The sequence below is a fragment of the Polynucleobacter cosmopolitanus genome, assembly GCF_002224225.1.
Lineage (GTDB): Bacteria > Pseudomonadota > Gammaproteobacteria > Burkholderiales > Burkholderiaceae > Polynucleobacter > Polynucleobacter cosmopolitanus.
In genome coordinates, this window is the sequence record NZ_NJGG01000002.1 from 247087 (window position 1) to 268217 (window position 21131).

Below are 21131 nucleotides of genomic sequence, written 5' to 3' on the forward strand. Positions count from 1 at the left end.
TTTGCACTTTGTTAAAGCATGAATTGAGAATCAACTTAAAATCTCGATAATTAAATTAGTAATTTGGTGAGTCAGTTGAACTCATGATGGAGATTGCATGAATACCAGTCCTGAACTACTTGAACAATTTGGCCCTCGTGAATCCATGGACTATGACGTAGTCATCGTTGGTGGTGGCCCCGCTGGTTTATCGGCCGCCATTCGCTTAAAGCAGTTGAGCGCCGAAAAAGGCCAAGAGATCTCTGTCTGTGTTTTAGAAAAAGGTTCTGAAGTCGGGGCACACATCTTGTCAGGCGCCGTGATGGATCCGATTGGTATCAATGAGTTGATTCCTGATTGGAAAAAACAAGGTGCGCCATTGAATACTGCAGTCACTGAAGATCGTTTCATGTTCCTCACTGAGAGCAAGTCATACACCACTCCTCAATGGATGCTACCTAATTGTTTTAAAAATCACGGCAACTATGTGGTGAGCTTATCGAACTTCACTCGTTGGTTGGGCACTCAAGCTGAAAACCTTGGGGTAGAAATTTTCCCGGGCTTTCCAGCAGCAGAAATTTTGTACGGTGACGCAGGTCAAGTGGTTGGCGTGACCACGGGTAATTTAGGCGTTGGTCGTGATGGCCAAGCCACTGAGAATTTCCAGCTTGGTATGGAGTTGCGCGCCAAGTACACATTGTTTGCTGAAGGTGCGCGTGGTCACTTAGGCAAACAATTGATCAAGAGCTATCAATTAGATGCCGGTAAAGACCCTCAAAGTTATGGCCTTGGCATCAAAGAATTATGGGAAATCGATCCAGCCCTTCATCAAGAAGGCTTGATGATCCACACCGCTGGATGGCCACTCAGTTCTGATACTTATGGCGGTTCGTTTTTGTATCACCTAGAAAATAATCAAGTAGCCGTTGGTTTTGTGGTGGGCTTGTCTTATAGCAATCCTTACCTCAGTCCTTTTGAAGAGTTTCAGCGTTATAAAACTCACCCAAGCGTGCGCAAGTTCTTTGAAGGCGGCAAACGCATTGGTTATGGCGCACGTGCGATCACGGCTGGTGGCTTGAACAGCTTACCAAAGACAGTGTTCCCAGGCGGAGCATTGATTGGTTGCGATGCAGGCTTTCTGAATGCGTCTCGTATCAAAGGCAGTCATGCAGCGATCAAGACCGGCATGATGGCCGCCGAAGCTGCGTTTGAAGCCATTGCACACAATCGCTCTGGTGATGAGTTGAGTGCTTACCCAGAAGCTTTTAAGAAGAGCTGGTTGTATCAAGAATTGAATAAGGCTCGCAACTTCAAACCATGGATGGGCAAAGGTTTGTATGTGGGTACTTTGATGGTGGGCATTGAACAAAAGTTATTCGGTGGCAATGTGCCCTGGACAGTGCACACACAGTATGCTGATCACGAGTATTTAAAACCGGCTGATCAATGTCAAAAAATTGACTATCCAAAACCTGATGGAAAAATTACTTTTGATAAATTGTCTTCAGTATTTATTTCCAACACGAATCATGAAGAAAATCAGCCAGCGCATTTAACGCTGCTTAATTCAATGGTGCCAGTCATCACCAACTTACCGGTGTTTGATGGTCCAGAGCAACGCTACTGCCCTGCTGGTGTTTATGAGTACGTGGATGGTGAACAAGGTCAGCAATTACAAATCAATGCGCAGAACTGCGTGCATTGCAAAACCTGTGACATCAAAGACCCAACGCAAAACATTGTTTGGTTAAATCCTGAAGGTTCTGGCGGCCCGAATTACTCTGGGATGTAACATTTTTCATGTAGGGTTATGGTGACAATTTAAATGAGGTCATCACGATCATGAAAGCACGCTCACACCTACTACTCTTTTCTTTTTTATGGCTTGCTTTAAGCAATCCAATTAACGCCAAAGACTTTTCATTCACAGCCATTGGCGATCAACCCTATGGCAGCCACGAACCTTTTTGGCAGTTAATTAAAAAGATTAACGATCAAAAAGATAACCAATTCACCATTCATGTTGGCGATATTAAGAATGGGGGCAGTGAATGCTCTGATCAAACATTTTTTGAAATTAAAGAGATGTTCGACAGTTTCCACAAGCCACTTATTTATACGCCTGGCGATAATGAGTGGACTGATTGCCACAGAAGCTCTAATGGATCGTATGAGCCAACTGAGAGATTGAAGAAAATTAGGCAGACTTTTTTTAAAAATTCTAATAGCCTAGGCGCATCCCCCATCAAACTTCAAGTTCAATCAGAGTTATCCAGTAAAAATACTTTATATGTAGAAAATCAGCGCTGGCTTCACCACAAAATTTTATTTGTAACCATTCATCAGGTGGGTTCAAACAATAATTTAGACAAGAAAATTTCTGGTGCAATTGCAGAATATGAGGCACGCAACAAAGCCAACCTAGAATGGCTTGAAGATAGCTTCAAGCAAGCCAAAAGAGAGCAATCTCCAGCCATCGTGATTGCCATGCAAGCTGACACATTTCACCCAAAAACGCCAAAAATTTCTGGTTTTAGTGATTTCATTTCAAAAATCTCTGCACTGGCCACAGAATTTAAAAAACCAGTTTTACTGATTCAAGGAGACTCACATGAATATGTTCTCGATCAACCATTGAAAGACTTAAATACTCAACCAGTCAATAATGTTCTTCGTTTAATTGTTCCTGGTGCCAGCCTAACTGAAGCCGTTGAGATAGGTATTCACAGTGAGAAGAAGAATGTGATGGAGTTTTTTACATTCAAAAAATATTCAATCGACTAAGCATTCTTACAATTCACACGACTCATGCACAAGTATCCGAATAAACTGCTGAGTGCTGCCAAACCAAAGACGTGGTGAGGGGCAAGGTATTCCCAAACCCAACCAGCAAACAAACCACCCACTGTGCCACCAATGCCATACGAGACGGTGGTGTAAAGCGCCTGTCCTCTTGCTTGCAAAGGCCCCTTGAACCAGGTTTGCAACATCTTGATGCTGGCACTGTGATGAGCACCAAACGTGGCCGCATGCATCACTTGGGCCAATATCAAAATCAATAATTCAGGAACGTAAGCCATCAAAGCAAAGCGGACGATCGCGATGAAATATGCGCCGAGCAAAATGTTCTTTGTGGTGAATCTGGCAAAAAAGTAACTTTGAAAGTAAAAAAATATCACTTCAGCCAAAACACCCAACATCCAAAAAAATCCTATTTCCCCTTTGCTGTAGCCCAAGCGATCAAGATACAAAGAGTAAAAGACATACAGTCCTGCATGACCAAAGATCATCCAAAAGTTAGCCGACATGAACCACTGCACATTGCGATTTTTAAGCACATTACTTAATTTGATGTCAGCGTGCACCATCACATCCATCGGTGGCTCACGCAAGGTCAAGGTCAAAGCAGTCATGATCAACAATGCCACGATACCAAACCAAGGAAAGTTATCAATGCCAAAAGTTTCAAACCAAGCACCGGCGCTCAAAACCATGGCAATAAAACCAATCGAACCCCAAAGTCTTAAGCGCCCATACCGTTTATCAAAGTCATTGTTTTTGTAAAGGACATGAACCGTGGCAGCCTCTCCCAAAGGCATCAAACTGCTGATCACGATATTCAACAGGAACATCCAGATGAGCAAAGCGATGTAACTCTCAAGATAAAAAATGCCAAAGAAAATAATGCAGGCCAGTGCGGATGTGATGCGCATGATGCCCAAGCGATCACGGCGCATATCGGCCAACCAACCCCAAGCAAAAGGACCTAAGATGCGTGTGATCTGAAACATCGACATCAAGGCAGCGATTTCAATCGCGCCGAAGTCTTTACTTGCGAAGTAAAGACTGGCATAGGGCGACATCAGCCCAATGTATGAAAAGTAAAAAAAGAAAAAGGCTGCGAAAGACAGTCGTACCAGACCAGTCATTGCAGCACTCTATTTAGGGACGTTGTGCTGGAATGCGTGGCGTACTGACACTGACATCACCGCACTGCGCGCGATGTCTTAAGACATGATCCATGATCACCAAAGCCAACATGGCTTCAGCAATTGGAGTGGCGCGTATGCCCACGCAAGGATCGTGACGACCTTTGGTTTGCACCACAGATACATCGCCAGCACGATTGATGGATTGTTTTGGTGACATGATCGATGAGGTTGGTTTGATTGCAATCGATACCACCACATCTTGGCCACTGCTGATACCACCCAACATGCCGCCAGCGTTGTTGCTTGCAAAACCATCTGCAAACATTTCATCGCCATGCTCACTGCCTTTTTGGGCAACGCTCTTAAAGCCTGCGCCAATCTCAACACCTTTGACCGCATTGATGCCCATCATCGCGTGCGCAATATCTGCATCCAATTTGTCAAAAATAGGTTCGCCCAAACCAACTGGGACATTCTTAGCCACCACTGTTAAGCGTGCACCACAAGAATCCCCTGCTTTGCGCAGTTGATCCATGTACGCTTCTAGCTCAGGAATGATCTTGGCACTAGGAGCAAAGAACGGATTTTGTGAAATCTGTGATTGATCTTCAAAAGGGATTTCTAGATCACCCAATTGAGTCATGTAGCCATAAAAACTGATGCCGTGTTTTTCTGCCAACCATTTTTTGGCCACAGCAGCTGCAGCCACAACGGGCGCAGTTAAACGAGCAGAAGAACGACCGCCACCACGTGGGTCACGAATGCCGTACTTGTGCCAGTAGGTGTAGTCAGCATGTCCTGGTCTGAAACTATCCAAGATATCGCCATAGTCTTGACTGCGTTGATCCGTATTACGAATCACCAAAGCAATCGGGGTACCGGTTGTTTTACCTTCAAACACACCCGAAAGAATTTCTACTTGGTCAGCTTCTTGACGTTGTGTGACGTGGCGTGAGGTGCCTGGTTTGCGTCGATCCAAGTCCAGTTGAATATCTTCAACTGATAAAGACATCCCCGGAGGACAGCCGTCTACAACAGCTCCGATTGCGGGTCCATGAGATTCACCAAAGGTGGTGATGCGAAATAAGTGTCCTAGTGTGCTTCCAGCCATGCCTCAATTATGACATTGGTCTGGAAATGAAGCTTGATTTGCCACTCTTATTTTTTGTTTTTTTATAACTCTTGGCAAAGAAAATGAATTTCTTTGCCAAGAGTGGCCTGAAAGAACGGCTTTACTTCGCCGGAGTCACTGACTCTTCAGCAACAGGCCAATCACGGATGTAGGCTTTGAGCATGTTGTTTTCAAAACCTTGGGCTTCGACCACTGCTTTGGCAACGTCATAGAAAGAAATCACACCATTCAAAGTATCGCCATCCAATACGGGTAAGTAGCGCATGTGTTGATCTAGCATGATGCGACGCGCTTCATCCAAGTCCATTTCTGAAGTACAAGTCATGGGGGATTTTTCCATGACAGAACCAACTGTTGCTTGACCCACATTTCCATGACCTTTTGCCAAGGTGTTGATCACCTCACGGAAAGTCAAAATGCCTACCAATGTTGAGCGCTCCATCACCACCAAGGAACCAATGTCTTTTTCTGACATGATTTGCACGGCAGCTGTAAGTGAAGTATTCGGGGTAGCGGTGAAAAGGGTTGTTCCTTTAAAGCGCAAAATATCACTGACTTTCATGCTTGCCTCCTTTTAGGGTGTCTTATAGGCTCAGTCTATCAGTAGGTTTTAAGACCCGCCAGCCCTGCCATATAGGGGCTTACCCCAGCTATGGCTTTTCTTTTCAGGACTCTTGGCTTTTAGGAGCCTTCCATGCCCTGATAATGGGCATATTGGCTACCATGGTGGCGCCTGCCAAGGTAACCCACCAGGTCAAGTAAATCCAGACCAAGAACAAAGGCAAGATGGCAAAAGCGCCATAGACGGTTTTATAGATTGGGTAGCTGGCCACAAACCAAGCAAAAGCGGACTTAGCTAATTCGAAAATGATGGCAGCGCAAGCACCACCCAAGATGGCATCGCGCCACTCGACCCGCTCATAGGGCAGTATTTTGTAGACCAAACTAAAGGACATGGTTGAGAGCAATATTGGAAAAGCCCCTGCAATGAAATTAAAGCCATCACTCAATGGACCAATCAAGCCCTTGGAAGCGCTCAAGACCATGGAGCTCAAGTAAATACTCAGACCTAAGAGCAGTGGCCCCATGACAGTGGCCACCATATGTATACCAATGCGCTTTAAAAAAGGTCGGCGATTTTCAACTTGCCAAATGCGATTGAAGGCATTTTCAACGGTGATCAATGTAAAAAATACGCCAATCACCAAGCCAACTGTACCGAAGATGGTCAAGCCTTTTGCTTTGAGGGCAAATTGGTTCAAGTAAACCAAGATAGGGTCACCAATCGCCCCAGGAATCAGGTTATCTGAAAGCCATTCTTGGAAGGCGGCACGCAGCTTAAGAAAACGCGGCAAGGCCGCTAAGAGGGCGAAAGAAACCGTTACCATTGGCACAATCGACAAGATGGTCGTGAAAGACAGGCTGGCTGCCATTTCATTGATACGACTGACCTTGGCGCGATTACGCAGGTATTTAAAAAAATCGAGGAAAGAGTCTTTATGACGAATTGCTTGCACGGCTCTATCATAAGCAAGATACATCAATGAGTACACATTCTATGAATTCTGATATTAATGTTTTAGTTCTTTATTACTCCCGACATGGCGCTACACGCCAACTGGCAGAGCTGATTGCTGAAGGCGTTGAGAGCGTTCCAGGCGTGACTGCACGCTTGCGCACCGTGCCAGCTATTTCAGCGGTTAGCGAAGCAACTGAATCTGATATTCCAGCGTCTGGTCCTCCTTATGTTGAAAACAAAGACCTTCAAGAATGTGCTGGTTTGGCCTTGGGCTCACCGACTCGTTTTGGCAATATGGCTTCAGCCATGAAATACTTTTTAGATAACACCACTTCTGAGTGGTTGTCTGGTTCTTTGGTTGGCAAGCCTGCGTGCGTTTTCACCAGCACCGGCAGCATGCATGGCGGTCAAGAAAGCACCCTCTTATCGATGATGATTCCATTGATGCATCACGGCATGGTGATCGTGGGTCTACCCTACAGTCATCCAGAATTGATGAACACACAAACTGGTGGCACACCCTATGGCGTGACGCATTTTGCAAAAGCCGATGGTTCAGCACCGATTTCTGCTGATGAGAAAAAATTAGCAATTGCACAAGGCAAACGTTTGGCTGAAATGGCCAGAAAATTATCAGCATGAACGATTCAATGCAGTCACATCCAGAATTAGCGCCCCAAGATCATTGGCGTTTGATTGCTTGGTTCTCTTGGTTTGCACTGATCGTGTTGTGCATTTTGTGGGAAGCTGTTTTGGCGCCCATCAAACCAGGTGGCTCATGGGCAGTGATCAAAGTGGTACCGATGTTGTTTGCTCTGAAAGCTATTTGGCAAGCTCGTAATTACACCATGCAGTGGGCATCGATGTTGGTGATGCTGTATTTCATTGAAGGTGTGGTGCGCTTGAATGACAAGGGCTTATCCGCCTACTTGGCTGGTTTGGAAATTGTTTTAAGCTTAGTGGCGTATTTCGCAATACTGGCTTATTTGAAGCCTTTGAAAAAAGTAGCGAAAATGAAAAAAGCTCAAGAAGAATTAGCAGCAAAAGAATTGGAAGTTAAGAAATTAGAAGCAGAGAAGTAAGAAGAACAGAACTAAAGAACTAAAGAAGTAAATAAAAAATATTAGAAATACTGAGGAAGACAAAATGTCATTGAATGATCAAGAATTGATTGCTGGCTTTGAAAAGATCATTGGCAAGACCCAAGTGATCACAGCCCCAGATGATTTAGAGCCCTACTTGGTTGATTGGCGTAAGCGCTACCGCGGTCAAGCAATTGCTGCTTTGCGCCCTGGTAATACTCAAGAGGTGTCAGAGATTGTGAAACTCTGTGCAGCCAATCTCATTGCGATTGTCCCGCAAGGTGGCAACACCGGCATGTGCGGTGGCGCCACCCCTAACAGCACTGGTCGACAAGTGGTGATCTCTTTGAACCGCATGAACCAAGTGCGCGCCATTGATACATCGAATCAAACCATCACGGTTGAAGCCGGCATGATTTTGCAGTCATTACAAGAAGCAGCCACAGCAGCCGATCGTTACTTCCCATTGAGCTTGGGTGCTGAGGGCAGTTGCACGATTGGTGGCAATTTATCCACCAATGCAGGCGGCACTTCAGTATTGCGTTACGGCAATGCACGCGAGCTTTGTTTGGGTCTTGAAGTTGTGATGCCCAATGGCGAAATCTTGAATAGCTTGCGTGGTTTGCGCAAAGACAATACCGGCTACGATTTACGTGACTTGTTCATTGGTGCTGAAGGCAGCTTAGGCCTTATCACCGCAGCAGTGATGAAGTTGTTCCCGCGCCCAGTGGCTAACTGGACTGCTTTGGTTGCAGTACCGCATGCAGATGCTGCGGTGGAATTATTGAATCGTTTTCAAGCGGGCGCTTCAGCACAGCTCACCGGTTTTGAAATGATGTCTGATGAAAGTTTGGCATTACTGAAACATTACTACCCTGCTCTTGCTAGTCCTTTGAGCGGCCCGAATGCTTATGAAGTGTTGGTGGAAATTTCTGACTATGAGAGCGAAGAGCACGCCATGCAGTTGATGGAGTCGATCCTCGAAGGCGCCCTTGAATCAGGCTGTGCGAGTGATGCGGCGATTGCCAGTAATCTTGCTCAAGCCAGAAAATTTTGGGACATGCGTGAGCACGTGCCCTTGGCACAAGCCGATGATGGCCCGAACATCAAACACGACGTGTCTTTGCCAATCTCAGCGATTCCGAGTTTCATCGCTACTTGCAATGACATGCTGCGCGCCAAGTACCCAGGCGTGCGCGTGATCAACTATGGTCACTTGGGTGACGGTAATTTGCACTACAACATCGCAGGACCAAGTTCAGCACAAACTGAAGAGTTCTTTACTAGCAAGTCCAAAGAGATCCAAGCCTTGGTTTATGCCGAAGTTGAAAAACTCAATGGCTCCATCTCAGCAGAGCACGGTGTGGGTCAACAAAAGGTTGCTTACTTAAAAGGCCATCGCGGTGAAGTGGCCTTGGGTGTGATGCAAGCCATCAAGCATGCTTTGGATCCACACAACTTGATGAATCCTGGCAAAGTGATTGCTTCTTGATGACTGCTTGATCCAATCCAGAAATAAAAAAAGCTCCTGATCTTTCAGGAGCTTTTTTATTTGATAACCGTCTACTTATTTAGCTGTGGCTTCGATCATGCAATTTGAAATATCTGAGAAGTATTTCAATGCAGTGCTGGTAGGCTCGATGTATTTTTTACGTCCATCGGTTTCTACCACGTAAGTCACCATGTCTTTGTCACGCAACTGCTTTAAGCGTGCATGCAAAGTCGCAGGTGATCCAATTTCACGCATGGCGATTGCATCACTGACCAAAAGGCGTTCACCACTTTTCCAATGGGTTGCCACTTCGTTTAGAAGTTGAGTTTCTGTGGCATCCAGTTTAGGAAAGCTTGGCAGCTCTTCAATGGAGCGAACCAAGTTCAAAAATCTGAAGTAAATCTCTTGCAAATCTTTATTTTTCATCTTCTCGTTACCTCAAGGGCTATTATCTTTTTACTGTTGTATACAAATTATAGGGTAAAGAACTTACAAAAGTAATAAAAGTTACATAAGTAATCGTAGGGGCTTTGCGCGGTGTTAAATGTACTTTTATGCACAGACATAATTCTAACTATATGTTAATTAAAGTTTTTTTGTCAGTTGGTGAGCAGAATTGTCAAAAACTTCTTAAAATGATGTTCAATCAATCATTCTAAAAAAGAAAAGAGCCATGAATTTATTAAAACCTGAAACCTTGGGGGCTATTGCCCTGCAAAATCGCCTAGTGATGGCGCCCTTGACTCGTATGCGCGCTATGTCTGGTGATGTTCCCGGTGATTTGGCCAGCACCTATTACGGCCAAAGGGCCAGCGCTGGTCTGATCATTACTGAAGCTTCTCAAATTTGCCCTTTGGGTAAAGGTTATCCCGGTACTCCTGGTATTTACAGTGAAGAGCAGATGAAGGCTTGGCAAAAGATCACGGCTGCTGTGCATGCCAAGAACGGAAAAATCGTGCTGCAGTTGTGGCATGTGGGCAGGATTTCTCATTCTTCATTGCATCCTGAAGATGGCTTACCAGTAGCTCCTTCAGCAATTGCTCCAACAGGCCAGGTGTACACAGCCACTTGGCAATTGGCTGATTATGAAACTCCACGTGAACTAGCCGTCTCTGAAATCCCTGCCCTGCTTCAAGCCTATCGCCATGCGGCCACCATGGCCAAGCAAGCTGGCTTTGATGGTGTTGAGGTTCATGCGGCCAACGGTTATTTGTTAGATCAATTCTTACAAGACTCTAGCAATCAGCGCCAAGATCAATATGGTGGCAGTTTTGCTAATCGCACACGATTGCTCTTAGAGGTACTTCATGCAGTGATTGAGGTCTGGGGCAGTGATCGCGTGGGCGTGCGCCTCTCGCCTTATGGCGCATTCAATGACATGTCTGACAAAGATCCGATTGGTTTGTTCACACATGTGATTGAACAGTTAAACCCTTTGAACCTGGCCTATTTGCATTTGATTGAACCACGCTCAACTGGCGCAGGCGGTAGTGATCAAGTTGTCAAAGATGTTCCAAGCACTTCAGAATTATTCAAAAAGGTTTTTAAGGGCAAAGTCATCATGGCTGGCGGTTACGATCGAGACAGCGCAGAAGCAGCAGTGTCGTCAGGAGAGGCTGATGCGGTGGCGTTTGGCAGACTGTATATCTCCAATCCTGATTTGGTGGAGCGTTTTGCTCAAAATGCGGCATTAAACCCTTACGATCGCTCAACTTTTTACGGCGGTACTGAAAAAGGTTATACCGATTACCCTTCTTTGACCTAGAGCAAAAAAGGTCTCAATCCCTCATAAAAGCCCTGTTTTATCAGGGCTTTTTGCTACTTTAAGCATCTATTTTGGGCAAAATTGAAGGCAAGGAATTTTACTTAGCTCAAATAGGTAAGGATAATCAAAGATTCGGCGATTAAAATCGCTTTCGAATTTGCTACACCTTGAATTTGCTACACCCTTGAGTATCAGACGCACATCTATAAAAAGAGGACAAAGAAGAATGAGCAAGGAAAAATCAACGATCATCTACACATTGACGGATGAAGCCCCCTATTTAGCAACTGCTGCCTTTTTACCGATCATCAGAACTTTCACAGCACCTGCTGATATTGAAGTTGTTGAAAGTGACATTTCTGTTGCAGCTCGTATCCTTGCTGAGTTTCCAGATTGCCTTTCCGACGAACAAAAAGTTCCTAACAATTTAAGCGCACTAGGCAAGTTAACTTTATTGCCTGATACGAACATCATCAAATTGCCGAATATTTCTGCAGCCTTGGGTCAGTTAACAGCAGCCATCAAAGAATTGCAGTTTCAGGGTTACAAGATTCCTAACTATCCAGAGAACCCTCAGACTGAAGAAGAAAAAGCGATTCGTGCGCGTTACTCTAAGTGCTTAGGCAGCTCAGTGAACCCTGTGCTTCGTGAAGGTAACTCAGATCGCCGGGCACCAGCAGCGGTGAAGCGTTATGCACGCAATAACCCACACTCGATGGGTAAGTGGAGCCAAGCTTCTAGAACCCACGTGTCACACATGCACGGCGGCGACTTCTACTCCAGCGAAAAATCAATGGTCATGCCACAAGCCTGCGACGTGCGAATGGATTTGGTGACCAAGTCAGGTAAGACAGTTGTTCTAAAAGAAAAGGTTTCTCTTTTAGAAGGCGAAATCATCGACAGCATGTTCATGAGCAAAAAAGCTTTGTGCAAATTCTATGAAGATGAGATTCAAGATGCGTATGAAACACGCGTGATGTTCTCATTGCACGTGAAGGCGACCATGATGAAGGTGTCTCACCCAATCGTGTTCGGTCACGCCGTTAAGATTTTCTACAAAACTGCCTTTGAAAAACACGGTGAGTTGTTCAAGCAATTAGGCGTGAACCCAAATAACGGTTTGAGCAGTGTTTACGAGAAGATTGCTACTCTGCCAAGTTCTAAGCGTGAAGAGATCATCAATGACTTGCATGCATGTCATGAGCACAATCCAGAATTGGCGATGGTGGATTCTGCCAAAGGTATCACCAACCTTCACTCACCGAATGATGTGATCGTTGACGCATCGATGCCAGCGATGATTCGTGCGGGCGGCAAGATGTGGGGTGCAGATGGTCGTTTGAAGGACACCAAAGCGGTGATGCCTGAATCAACATTTGCTCGTATCTATCAAGAGATGATTAACTTCTGTAAGACGCATGGCAATTTTGATCCAGTGACCATGGGCAGTGTGCCAAACGTGGGCTTGATGGCTCAGCAGGCTGAAGAGTATGGTTCACACGATAAGACTTTTGAAATTGCAGAGCCAGGTGTTGCACGTGTTGTGACTTTGGATGGCACTGTGTTGCTTGAGCAGAATGTGGAAGAAGGCGATATTTGGCGCATGTGCCAAGTGAAAGACGCTCCAATCAGAGATTGGGTGAAGTTGGCCGTGACTCGTGCACGTCAATCAAACACTCCAGCGGTGTTCTGGCTAGATGAGTACCGTCCTCACGAAGCTGAGTTGATCAAGAAAGTAACTAGATACTTAAAAGATCACGACACCACAGGTTTGGATATTCAGATCATGTCTCAAACACGCGCAATGCGTTACACACTAGAGCGCATCATTCGTGGCAAAGACACCATCTCTGTCACAGGTAACATTTTGCGTGACTACCTCACTGACTTGTTCCCAATTCTTGAATTAGGTACTTCAGCCAAGATGTTGTCTGTTGTGCCTTTGATGAATGGTGGCGGCTTGTTTGAAACTGGTGCCGGCGGTTCAGCACCCAAGCATGTGAAGCAATTGGTTGAAGAAAACCATTTGCGTTGGGACTCATTGGGTGAGTTCTTGGCCTTGGCAGTGTCGATTGAAGATGTGGGCATCAAGAAGAACAATCCTAAAGCAAAGATTTTGGCCAAGACTTTGGACGAGGCCACTGGTCAATTGCTTGAGAACAGAAAATCACCTTCATCAAGAACCGGTGAACTAGATAACCGTGGCAGCCAGTTCTACTTGGCACTCTATTGGGCGCAGGCTTTGGCTGCTCAGACAGAAGACAAAGAACTACAAGCTCACTTCACCAAGTTGGCTAAGCAGTTAAAAGACAATGAAGAGAAGATTGTTTCTGAGCTATCTGTTGTTCAAGGTAAGTCAGTTGATATCGGCGGTTACTACAAACCAGATCTTAAGAAACTTGAACAAGTGATGCGCCCTAGCGCAACACTGAACGAGATCATTGGTTCTGCTAAGTAATAAAAAAGTAATTAATCAGTAACAAAAAAAGGCCGCATCAGCGGCCTTTTTTGTTTTGTATATTTTATTTATTTTCTTTTATTACCAATAAGTCTTTGAGTCATTAAGGCTTCAAATAAGCGTAACGCTCTTTGGCTTGCAAATTAGAAACTTCTGCAACACCTGATGGAACAATCTTGGCTTCCATGATCACTTGTTCTTTTGGAATTTTTCTTGAAACCAAGGTGTTGTTACAAACTCTGAACTCAACACCCTTGCTCACCAAGTCGCCAATCGATGCCGAAAACTTTGAACCCGACATGTTCTCAGCACCTTCAAGTAAAAAGTCGATACCAGGACCGTGTGTCACCACCACGATTTTTGCAGTTGGATCAGCGCTCAAGTGATTGCGAATATTACCAATCGCACGGCTGGCTTGTTGCACACCTTCGTTCACGTGATAAACAATTTTGACTGATTCTGAAAAAGCATGTCCTGAGAAAACCACGAATGACATGGCTGTGATTAGTTTGATTAATTGCTTCATAACACTCCCTCTATTTTTATTAAAAACACTTAGTAAGAGAAACTAAGTATTAGTGATGAATAAATTAAATTGAAGTAAAACTTTATTTATTGGTCTAACAATGAACCAATATACCGATAAAATCAAGCTCCCTTGATATAAAAGATAGTTATTAACTAATCCTAAATGTTCCTCACCAAAAACCTATCTCGGTTTCAGATGGGACTTCTTTTATCCTTGGCATTTCATTTAATTTTGATTGTTGTGGGATTGAACTATCAAGAAATCAATCCAATCAAGTCAAAGCCTTTGGATGAGGTGATACAAGTCAAACTTGAGCCTGAGCAAAAGAAAGAAAACAAGAAAGAAGAAAAGAAACCTGATGATCAGACTCTGGTTCTTAATACTCAAAGAGAAGTGCCCCAAGAAAAGAAGTTAGCCTATATGGATGCGCCACCAGCACCATCAACTGAAGAATGGCAAAAAGCTTCCACCTACACCTTGAAGAACAGTAAGCGCTACCGCCACAATTGGGGACAGCAAGTGCGCAGCATGATGGGACGCTCAGTGGAAGGTCCCGATCAAGGCATGGTGCGCTTTCATATTGAGATTGCGGCTAACGGCCAACTGTCAAAATTAGAGACACTCTGGTCCACCTCTCCTGTTGCTGAGAAGCTAGCGCGTCAGGCGATTGAAAACATGCCGCCTCTGCCACCCATTCCCACCGGAAAACCGCTGATCTTCCAGAAGACTATTTCATTCCAACCCGTGGATGATGGTTGGCCTCCTATTTATAAATACGATTGTTTGCCAGATCCACCGACTTTCAAGAACCCTTTCGCTTGGGATGGCAAATCAGCGCCCGTCGCGATTCAGCAAAAGGTGGCTGATGGGTCTAAACAAGAGATGCTGACAGATTGCCCCGCTATTGAGGACGATACGATTGAAGCTGAAGCTGCAGACATGAAGCGTCAGTTTGAAATCTGGGGCTCGAGTCGCTTAAACCCCAAAAAGTGATTTACTTCTTAAATACAGATGCTTTTTGTTGTGGATTTAGATTAAATGTCCATTATTTGGCATCAACATTTCTAATTTATAGAAATTACATATAAACTGGACGGATAACATTCTAAAAAGAGCATGTATGTACCTGAAAGTTAATACTAAATTTCAATTGGCATTAACTATTGCGACTCTGTGGGGTATTTTTTCTATATGGGCAGCCCAGTTTTGGTTTGCTGATCTATCAGCCATCATAGGCTGGTTTCTTGCCGGATTTTTAATTTTATTCATCGCAGTTGTGCCAGGCTTTATCAATGCCTTCATGGTTGTTAGCTTAATGATGGATAAAAGGCCTGTCCGCAAACATCTAGATAGTTACCCGCCCATCACCATTTTGATCGCAGCTTATAACGAAGAGGCTGTCATTCCAGACACTTTTGAAAGTATTGCTAAACAAAATTATCCTGGGGTTCTCGAGGTCATCTTGATTGATGATGGTTCCAAAGATCAGACCCTTGCCGTGTGCAATCAACTGACCAGCAAATATCCTTGGTTAAGATGCATCCAGCAAGAGACCAACCAAGGTAAGTCTGAGGCGCTGAACAGAGCTCTCGCCATGGCGAGTCATGAACTCATCATCACCTTGGATGCCGACTCATATTTGTACAAAGATGCCTTGGTCAGAATTGTGGAACGATTCCACAGCGACCCAGCCAATACATGTGCAGTTGCTGGCACGATCATGGTGCACAATTCTCGTCAAAACTGGATCACTCAATCACAAGAGTGGGATTACTTTCAGGGGATTGCCACAGTTAAACGGGTGCAATCTCTTAATCAAGGCACCTTGGTGGCACAAGGCGCATTTTCTTTGTATAAAAAATCAATCGTTCTTGAGTTAGGCGGTTGGCCAAAAACTGTTGGGGAAGACATTGTCTTGACTTGGGCCATGCTCGAAAAAGACTATCGCGTGGGCTATTGCGAGGATGCAATTGCTTTCACGATCGTGCCAAGCACTGTCTCAGGTTTTATTCGACAAAGACAGCGCTGGGCCAGGGGCATGATTGAAGCATTCAAATACCACCCAAAAGTATTGTTCAGAAAGCGCTTATCAACTTTCTTCATTTGGTGGGACCTGCTGTTTCCAGCCATGGACGTTGCTTTTACTTTTGGATTTTTACCTGGATTAGTCTTGGCTATGTTTGGTTACTTCTGGATTGTTGGGCCAATGACTTTAATATTGCTGCCCATGGCGCTCATCATGAATTCAGTGATGTACCGCATAGAGGAAAAAATGTTCTCTGAGCAACACTTGCATGTGCGTCGTAATACTTTGGGATTCTTTCTCTATATGCTCCCCTACAGCTGTATTTTGCAACCAGCTGCAGTTTGGGGTTACATCACAGAAATATTTGGTACAAAAAAATCATGGGGCACAAAATGAAAAACAAACTAAAAACCCCCGCTCTTTTATGCGCGATGATCTGCGCTGGACTCACTCCAAACTTGATCCATGCACAAAGCAATGATTCTTGGGGTTTACTGAGTCCAACCATCAGCACCTATAGTGACAATGACCAATTCAAGGCAGTCAAAGCAGGTGTTGGACTTTTGCCACTTTATAAAGATGGGCAACATTTCACGGGCATCCAAGCTTTGCATCACAGCTATGAGCAATACGAGTGGAAGAAAGATGCTTCTCAGGTAAGTTTGGTGAGCGAGTCGATAGACCCAAAGAATGGCTTAGGTCACAAAGTGAATCTTGGCCTGAATCAATTGGGTAATCATTCACTGGTGAATGCTGATATGAACTACGCCATGTCGCTTCGAGAAGGTACCAATGCTGAATTGTTTTACAACCGTGACTGGGTTGAAACAAGAAACTCTCTCGACAGGGGTGTCAAATATGACTATTACGGTGGCAGTCTAGAGCAACGTCTTTCTGAAAGATGGACCGTGATTGGTCTATTAGGGCAACATCAGTTTTCTGACAGCAATACCCGCAATCATCTGCGTGGCAAATTGATTTATGACTTACTCCCTGATCAAGGCATCAATCTTCAGCTAAGACACCGTCAGTACCGCAACAGTCAACAAGAATTGAATGGTAATTACTTCAATCCAAATAAATACGAAGAACAGATGGTGGCAGTGGCCATGCGCCAAAGGGTTCAAGGATGGATGTTGTCTGGATTGATTGGTGTGGGTCATCAAAAAGTGAATGATGATCCAAGGACCAACACTCATTTGTATGAACTAGAGGCCGACAGCCCCATCACCAAGTCGATTGTTTTTCGAAGTAAGCTTGGTTACGGTCAGAGTGCGACCTTTAATGGCTCGGACTATAAGTTCAGATACTTCAATACCAGTTTGATGTTCAGATTCTGATCGATTGTGAAAACACTGGCGATCTTACTGTATTCACTTTCTCTGATTCTTCAGATAGGCGCCAGTTATCAATCATTCAGATTGATCAATATTGTCAATAAATATAAAATCACTTGCATTGCTTTAAGTGCCGCACTGACCATCATGATTGGTCGCCGAGTGGTACCGTTGATCAATGTCTATGAATACTCAGTTTATGACATCAAAGATGCTTTTTTATCAGTGCCAATTTCTTTATTGTTGTTCATTGGGGTATTTGGTATCAAATCAGCTCTGAGTGAAGTCCGTAAAGAAAATTCTGCTCTAGAAGTATTGAATGCCACAGACTCTTTAACTCTGGCACTGACTAAAAAAGAAACCTATGTCCGCCTAAAAAGAGAAATCAGTCGCGGGCAAAGAAGTCTTCACCCCCTGGCCTTTCTGATGCTTGACATTGATCACTTCAAGCGCATCAATGATCAGTATGGTCACATGGTTGGTGACACAGTCTTAAAGAACTTGTCTTTATTCTGTCAGCATAAATTAAGAGATATTGATGTATTTGGTCGTTTTGGTGGCGAAGAGTTTTTGATTGCTTGCCCAGAGACTGATGCCAAAGCTGCCCTTGAAATTGCAGAAAGACTTCGCGAGGCCATTTCAAAAAACTATTTCGCAATTGTCAACGGCAAAGAAATCACCTTAACAGTGAGTATCGGGATATCCAACTTTGACCCAAAACAAGTGAATCATGATTCTTTAGATCTTGCAATGGATCTTTATATCGACTATTCCGATAAGGCGATGTACTGCGCCAAAAATGCGGGCAGAAATCAGGTCAAGTTATTTGATGAGGGAATGATTGCTTAGTTGCTTTGCTTAGTTGCTTTAATCAAACCGCTGGAAACTCGTAGTTGTCTTGCCTGAATAGCTTTAAACAAGCATCCACTACTCGCTCATCAAATAAGCTTCCTTTGCCAGCCTCAATTTCAGCGAGTGCCTTATCAAGACCTAAGGATGGGCGGTAAGGTCGATTGTGCGACATGGCTTCAACGGTGTCAGCAACCGCCAAGATTCTTGCTTCCAAGATGATGGCATCACCTTTAAGTTGATTTGGGTAACCGCTACCATTGATTCTTTCGTGATGCTGATAAATGGTTTGAGCCAGAGGCCATTGAAAATTAATGTCTTTGACGATATCAAAACCAGTTTGAACATGCTTTTGGAGGGCTTGTATCTCAAAAGTTTCCAAAGGTGTAGGCTTGGTGAGCAATTCTGCTGGGACACCAATTTTGCCGATGTCATGTATTAAAGCACCTAATTTAAGTCCCTCGACAACATGCACAGATAGATTCATTTGATTGGCAATGGCTACGCACAGATGTGCCACACGTAGTTGATGTTGGTAGGTATAGGGATCACGAGCAACAATCACCTTGGTCAATGCATCAACCACCTCGTACATATTAAGAGTCAAGTCTTGCTGATATTTAATTAAACAGCTTTCAGCATTTTTTCTGTCTGTGATATCTCTGATATTGCACTGAATCACCCGCTCACCATTCACACCGTAGGCATTACTGACGAATTCAACACTGATGATTTTTCCAGATTTAGTGCGAAGTGGTAGATCACTGTATTTAATGTAGCCTTCTTGCTTCAGTGTTTCAAAAGCTTTCAAAGATGCCAATTTATCGACCATGGCGCCGATTTCCCAAAGCTCCATGCCAATCAGTTCTTCTTTGCTGTAGCCCAGCATTTCGATCAGATAGGGATTCACATCTTGAATGCGCCCACTCTCAAAATCTAAGATCAAAATGCCGTCGTAGGCCGTTTCAAATAGGCGTCGATAACGCAGATTGGTTTCTTGTGGAATCAGTGGATTTGTCATACCTCATAGTCGGCTGAAGAGGCATTTTTGTCAATGAATACTTTTGCGCCAGGTCAATAGAAAAACTTTGAAACTACATTAAAGATTCATCAAAGCCAAAGTGATCGATAAGCCTTATCGGAATCATGATCATCCGCTTGTTTCTTAGGATTAAAGCGTCGTCCACCACGGGGGTCAGTTCCTCTGCCGGCAATGTATAACCAATTACCTTGATTGCTATATACATCGTAATCAATCAATTGTGATTCAAACCATGCAGCTCCTGCTCGCCAATCGCAATTGAGGTCATAAATCAGATAACTGACAACCACCTGTCTTAATCGATTAGAAAGATAGCCAGTTGCATGCAACTCTCTCATACCTGCATCAACGATTGATTCACCTGTATTACCTACACACCACTTCTCAAACCATTTTGGGTTGTGTTGCGGCGGGGGTGCATCACTGAGTCCCCTGGCATGGTAAAGAGCACTGCCCCACTTCAGATGCAAGATCCTGAAATAGTCGCGCCAGAGGAGTTCAAACCAAAGCCAGTAGCTACCTTCATTAGCGCCAAATTCAGCTTCGAATTTTTTTAACTGAGTCATGACAATTCTTGAAGACAAACACCCATTGGCCAACCATGGTGAAAATTTACTTGAGTAGTCTTCACCAAACAATTCATTGCGTGTTTTTTTATAGGTATGAGGTAAGCGTTTTTGAAGGTATTGATGAAGATGTTGTTTGGCATGTGACTCCCCGCCTCGGAATGATTCTTTCCAATACGGAAAAGAACTTTCTGTACTTAAGGCAATGTTACTCGGTAATACCTCAAGAGCTTGCTGATGTTTGAATTCATCAGGTAGTGGGGGAATGGCTTTGGGTGCTGATTTGGGTGGCGTGAAGAGGTGTTTTTTCTTTTCAATTTGAATGCGAAATTGCGTAAACTGCTCGGGCATTTCATCGACTGAAAAAGGTAGCTCATTAGGATCAATCATGGTTGATTGCCAAGTCGTATGAACTGGCATGCCCAGATCCTTACCCAAAGCCACTATCAAAGCGAGTTCGTTTTGCTCCTCTGGGGCAGCAATTTCTTCACAGTAAATAGCATCAACCTGCAGTTGCTTGATCAAATCTTGAAGCACATGGATAGGCTCACCTTCAAACAAACATAGTTCAGAACCTTTGGCTTTGAGTTGCTGATTCAAATCATTGAGAGAGTCATTCAAGAAATGACTGCGGTGAATCCCCTCTCGAGGGAATCCCCATTTTATTATTTTTTGATTTTCAGGAGACTTGCAATAAATGGGAATTAAAAACTGACTTTCAGAGCAGGCTTTAGAGAAAGCCGGATTATCTTCAAGCCTGAGGTCTTGCCGAAAAAGATAAACCGAAGTTTTGTGCATCCTGAATTAGGAATTAGTGTGATGAATCAGGAATTGAGATTTAAGCGGATTGCTTTATCAACCCTCATTAACCCTTAAGTAAAGCTAGATCGACTGGATTGCTTTCTGGTTTTAACTCTTGCTCGAGCTCTTCCCAAGTGCTGTCACCTAATTTTTTAACACTCAGATTAAATGTCCAGTGCTCTGGTACACCACAGGTCCACTCATCAGGTCCCGTCTGAATCAACACATTGGTTTGTTGACGGTGATCAAAGTACAAGTGATACACCTTGCCATGCAATGGATTAAATGAGAACTTAGCAGCGTGCACTTGCTCTGTGACATCAAGTCTTGATTGCAAGGCTTTGGCTTGCTTCATCAAGACATTGGCTTGCTCCATGATGCGGTCGTATTCATGCTTGGCATTCTGACGAGCCACATTGACAGCTTTGTCTTTTTCTTCAGTGACTTTGATCGGCGCAAAGACGGGCGATCCCACTTCCATGGGATATTCAATACTGGCATGTCTGGCTGGATCGGTATCTTCGATGCGCATTTGAAACCTCGTTTTGTCTCGCTTATATTTAACGCTTAGTTTTAATAAATCTAAGCCATTTGCCATTTATATGGCGTTTTGATGATTATA

Annotated in this window: 20 protein-coding genes; 11 read left to right on the forward strand and 9 right to left on the reverse strand. The window is 44.1% G+C overall.

The window, feature by feature from the left end; all coding sequences use genetic code 11:
* Nucleotides 1–97: 97 nt before the first annotated feature.
* Together AOC33_RS06765 and AOC33_RS06770 are read left to right on the forward strand one after the other, a co-directional pair.
* Nucleotides 98–1771 carry an electron transfer flavoprotein-ubiquinone oxidoreductase gene (locus AOC33_RS06765; RefSeq protein ID WP_089516047.1) on the forward strand — a complete coding sequence of 558 codons (1674 nt, stop codon included), beginning with the start codon at nucleotides 98–100 and terminating at the stop codon, nucleotides 1769–1771.
* Nucleotides 1772–1821: 50 nt separating this feature from the next.
* Nucleotides 1822–2763 (forward strand): metallophosphoesterase, encoded by a 942-nt coding sequence (locus AOC33_RS06770; RefSeq protein WP_089516050.1) that lies wholly within the window; start codon nucleotides 1822–1824, stop codon nucleotides 2761–2763.
* Here the strand turns inward: AOC33_RS06770 and AOC33_RS06775 are convergent.
* The 4 genes from AOC33_RS06775 to AOC33_RS06790 all read right to left on the reverse strand — a co-directional run bounded on the left by AOC33_RS06775 (nucleotide 2760) and on the right by AOC33_RS06790 (nucleotide 6560).
* Complete coding sequence (locus AOC33_RS06775; RefSeq protein WP_089516053.1) at nucleotides 2760–3908, reverse strand: MFS transporter; 1149 nt, start codon at nucleotides 3906–3908, stop codon at nucleotides 2760–2762. The genes AOC33_RS06770 and AOC33_RS06775 overlap by 4 nt on opposite strands.
* A 13-nt stretch (nucleotides 3909–3921) precedes the next feature.
* Complete coding sequence (aroC, locus tag AOC33_RS06780) at nucleotides 3922–5022, reverse strand: chorismate synthase (RefSeq protein ID WP_089516055.1); 1101 nt, start codon at nucleotides 5020–5022, stop codon at nucleotides 3922–3924.
* 121 nt (nucleotides 5023–5143) lie between these two features.
* Nucleotides 5144–5605 carry a CBS domain-containing protein gene (locus tag AOC33_RS06785; protein WP_089516058.1) on the reverse strand — a complete coding sequence of 154 codons (462 nt, stop codon included), beginning with the start codon at nucleotides 5603–5605 and terminating at the stop codon, nucleotides 5144–5146.
* A 103-nt stretch (nucleotides 5606–5708) separates the two neighbouring features.
* Nucleotides 5709–6560 (reverse strand): YihY family inner membrane protein, encoded by an 852-nt coding sequence (locus tag AOC33_RS06790; RefSeq protein WP_180738116.1) that lies wholly within the window; start codon nucleotides 6558–6560, stop codon nucleotides 5709–5711.
* Nucleotides 6561–6586: 26 nt separating this feature from the next.
* Between AOC33_RS06790 and wrbA the strand changes: the two genes are divergently transcribed.
* The 3 genes from wrbA to AOC33_RS06805 all read left to right on the forward strand — a co-directional run bounded on the left by wrbA (nucleotide 6587) and on the right by AOC33_RS06805 (nucleotide 9136).
* On the forward strand, nucleotides 6587–7204 hold the full coding sequence (wrbA, locus tag AOC33_RS06795; protein ID WP_245835630.1) for an NAD(P)H:quinone oxidoreductase: 618 nt from the start codon (nucleotides 6587–6589) through the stop codon (nucleotides 7202–7204).
* Nucleotides 7201–7644 (forward strand): DUF2069 domain-containing protein, encoded by a 444-nt coding sequence (locus tag AOC33_RS06800; protein WP_245835631.1) that lies wholly within the window; start codon nucleotides 7201–7203, stop codon nucleotides 7642–7644. The genes wrbA and AOC33_RS06800 overlap by 4 nt, the downstream gene beginning before the upstream one ends.
* Nucleotides 7645–7708: 64 nt before the next feature.
* Nucleotides 7709–9136, forward strand: a complete 1428-nt coding sequence (locus tag AOC33_RS06805) for an FAD-binding oxidoreductase (RefSeq protein WP_089516064.1) — start codon at nucleotides 7709–7711, stop codon at nucleotides 9134–9136.
* A 75-nt stretch (nucleotides 9137–9211) separates the two neighbouring features.
* On the opposite strand, the gene AOC33_RS06810 is transcribed toward AOC33_RS06805, so the two are convergent.
* Nucleotides 9212–9562, reverse strand: a complete 351-nt coding sequence (locus tag AOC33_RS06810) for a hypothetical protein (RefSeq protein ID WP_089516066.1) — start codon at nucleotides 9560–9562, stop codon at nucleotides 9212–9214.
* A gap of 247 nt (nucleotides 9563–9809) precedes the next feature.
* Between AOC33_RS06810 and AOC33_RS06815 the strand changes: the two genes are divergently transcribed.
* Both AOC33_RS06815 and AOC33_RS06820 read left to right on the forward strand, forming a co-directional pair.
* Nucleotides 9810–10901 (forward strand): alkene reductase, encoded by a 1092-nt coding sequence (locus AOC33_RS06815; protein WP_089516069.1) that lies wholly within the window; start codon nucleotides 9810–9812, stop codon nucleotides 10899–10901.
* A 226-nt stretch (nucleotides 10902–11127) separates the two neighbouring features.
* On the forward strand, nucleotides 11128–13359 hold the full coding sequence (locus AOC33_RS06820; protein WP_089516071.1) for an NADP-dependent isocitrate dehydrogenase: 2232 nt from the start codon (nucleotides 11128–11130) through the stop codon (nucleotides 13357–13359).
* Between the two features lie 103 nt (nucleotides 13360–13462).
* Here AOC33_RS06820 and AOC33_RS06825 read toward each other — a convergent pair whose 3' ends face one another.
* Nucleotides 13463–13885, reverse strand: coding sequence for a DsrE family protein (locus AOC33_RS06825; RefSeq protein ID WP_089516074.1), 423 nt, complete (start codon nucleotides 13883–13885; stop codon nucleotides 13463–13465).
* 165 nt (nucleotides 13886–14050) lie between these two features.
* Here AOC33_RS06825 and AOC33_RS06830 point away from each other — a divergent pair, with 165 nt between their 5' ends.
* From AOC33_RS06830 to AOC33_RS06845, 4 genes are all read left to right on the forward strand, one after another.
* A complete protein-coding gene (locus AOC33_RS06830; RefSeq protein ID WP_219349914.1) occupies nucleotides 14051–14881 on the forward strand; it encodes an energy transducer TonB family protein in 831 nt (276 codons plus the stop codon).
* 127 nt (nucleotides 14882–15008) lie between these two features.
* Nucleotides 15009–16310 (forward strand): glycosyltransferase family 2 protein, encoded by a 1302-nt coding sequence (locus AOC33_RS06835; RefSeq protein WP_089516079.1) that lies wholly within the window; start codon nucleotides 15009–15011, stop codon nucleotides 16308–16310.
* On the forward strand, nucleotides 16307–17254 hold the full coding sequence (locus AOC33_RS06840; RefSeq protein WP_089516082.1) for a hypothetical protein: 948 nt from the start codon (nucleotides 16307–16309) through the stop codon (nucleotides 17252–17254). Before AOC33_RS06835 ends, AOC33_RS06840 begins: the two co-directional genes overlap by 4 nt.
* Nucleotides 17255–17398: 144 nt before the next feature.
* The gene (locus AOC33_RS06845) at nucleotides 17399–18100 is read left to right on the forward strand and encodes a GGDEF domain-containing protein (protein WP_180738117.1); all 702 of its coding nucleotides are present in this window, start codon (nucleotides 17399–17401) and stop codon (nucleotides 18098–18100) included.
* 22 nt (nucleotides 18101–18122) lie between these two features.
* Here AOC33_RS06845 and AOC33_RS06850 read toward each other — a convergent pair whose 3' ends face one another.
* From AOC33_RS06850 to AOC33_RS06860, 3 genes are all read right to left on the reverse strand, one after another.
* Nucleotides 18123–19121, reverse strand: coding sequence for an HD-GYP domain-containing protein (locus tag AOC33_RS06850; RefSeq protein WP_089516087.1), 999 nt, complete (start codon nucleotides 19119–19121; stop codon nucleotides 18123–18125).
* Nucleotides 19122–19210: 89 nt separating this feature from the next.
* A complete protein-coding gene (locus AOC33_RS06855) occupies nucleotides 19211–20506 on the reverse strand; it encodes a DASH family cryptochrome (protein WP_089516090.1) in 1296 nt (431 codons plus the stop codon).
* 67 nt (nucleotides 20507–20573) lie between these two features.
* Complete coding sequence (locus AOC33_RS06860) at nucleotides 20574–21041, reverse strand: DUF2452 domain-containing protein (protein ID WP_089516452.1); 468 nt, start codon at nucleotides 21039–21041, stop codon at nucleotides 20574–20576.
* Between the last annotated feature and the right edge of the window lie 90 nt (nucleotides 21042–21131).

Bases quoted from the DNA above. Each gene is read 5' to 3' on its own strand.
- AOC33_RS06765 (WP_089516047.1), top strand. From the start codon at position 98: ATGAATACCAGTCCTGAACTACTTGAACAATTTGGCCCTCGTGAATCC.
- AOC33_RS06770 (WP_089516050.1), top strand. From the start codon at position 1,822: ATGAAAGCACGCTCACACCTACTACTCTTTTCTTTTTTATGGCTTGCT.
- AOC33_RS06775 (WP_089516053.1), bottom strand. From the start codon at position 3,908: ATGACTGGTCTGGTACGACTGTCTTTCGCAGCCTTTTTCTTTTTTTAC.
- aroC (WP_089516055.1), bottom strand. From the start codon at position 5,022: ATGGCTGGAAGCACACTAGGACACTTATTTCGCATCACCACCTTTGGT.
- AOC33_RS06785 (WP_089516058.1), bottom strand. From the start codon at position 5,605: ATGAAAGTCAGTGATATTTTGCGCTTTAAAGGAACAACCCTTTTCACC.
- wrbA (WP_245835630.1), top strand. From the start codon at position 6,587: ATGAGTACACATTCTATGAATTCTGATATTAATGTTTTAGTTCTTTAT.
- AOC33_RS06800 (WP_245835631.1), top strand. From the start codon at position 7,201: ATGAACGATTCAATGCAGTCACATCCAGAATTAGCGCCCCAAGATCAT.
- AOC33_RS06805 (WP_089516064.1), top strand. From the start codon at position 7,709: ATGTCATTGAATGATCAAGAATTGATTGCTGGCTTTGAAAAGATCATT.
- AOC33_RS06810 (WP_089516066.1), bottom strand. From the start codon at position 9,562: ATGAAAAATAAAGATTTGCAAGAGATTTACTTCAGATTTTTGAACTTG.
- AOC33_RS06815 (WP_089516069.1), top strand. From the start codon at position 9,810: ATGAATTTATTAAAACCTGAAACCTTGGGGGCTATTGCCCTGCAAAAT.
- AOC33_RS06820 (WP_089516071.1), top strand. From the start codon at position 11,128: ATGAGCAAGGAAAAATCAACGATCATCTACACATTGACGGATGAAGCC.
- AOC33_RS06825 (WP_089516074.1), bottom strand. From the start codon at position 13,885: ATGAAGCAATTAATCAAACTAATCACAGCCATGTCATTCGTGGTTTTC.
- AOC33_RS06830 (WP_219349914.1), top strand. From the start codon at position 14,051: ATGTTCCTCACCAAAAACCTATCTCGGTTTCAGATGGGACTTCTTTTA.
- AOC33_RS06835 (WP_089516079.1), top strand. From the start codon at position 15,009: ATGTACCTGAAAGTTAATACTAAATTTCAATTGGCATTAACTATTGCG.
- AOC33_RS06840 (WP_089516082.1), top strand. From the start codon at position 16,307: ATGAAAAACAAACTAAAAACCCCCGCTCTTTTATGCGCGATGATCTGC.
- AOC33_RS06845 (WP_180738117.1), top strand. From the start codon at position 17,399: ATGATTGGTCGCCGAGTGGTACCGTTGATCAATGTCTATGAATACTCA.
- AOC33_RS06850 (WP_089516087.1), bottom strand. From the start codon at position 19,121: ATGACAAATCCACTGATTCCACAAGAAACCAATCTGCGTTATCGACGC.
- AOC33_RS06855 (WP_089516090.1), bottom strand. From the start codon at position 20,506: ATGCACAAAACTTCGGTTTATCTTTTTCGGCAAGACCTCAGGCTTGAA.
- AOC33_RS06860 (WP_089516452.1), bottom strand. From the start codon at position 21,041: ATGCGCATCGAAGATACCGATCCAGCCAGACATGCCAGTATTGAATAT.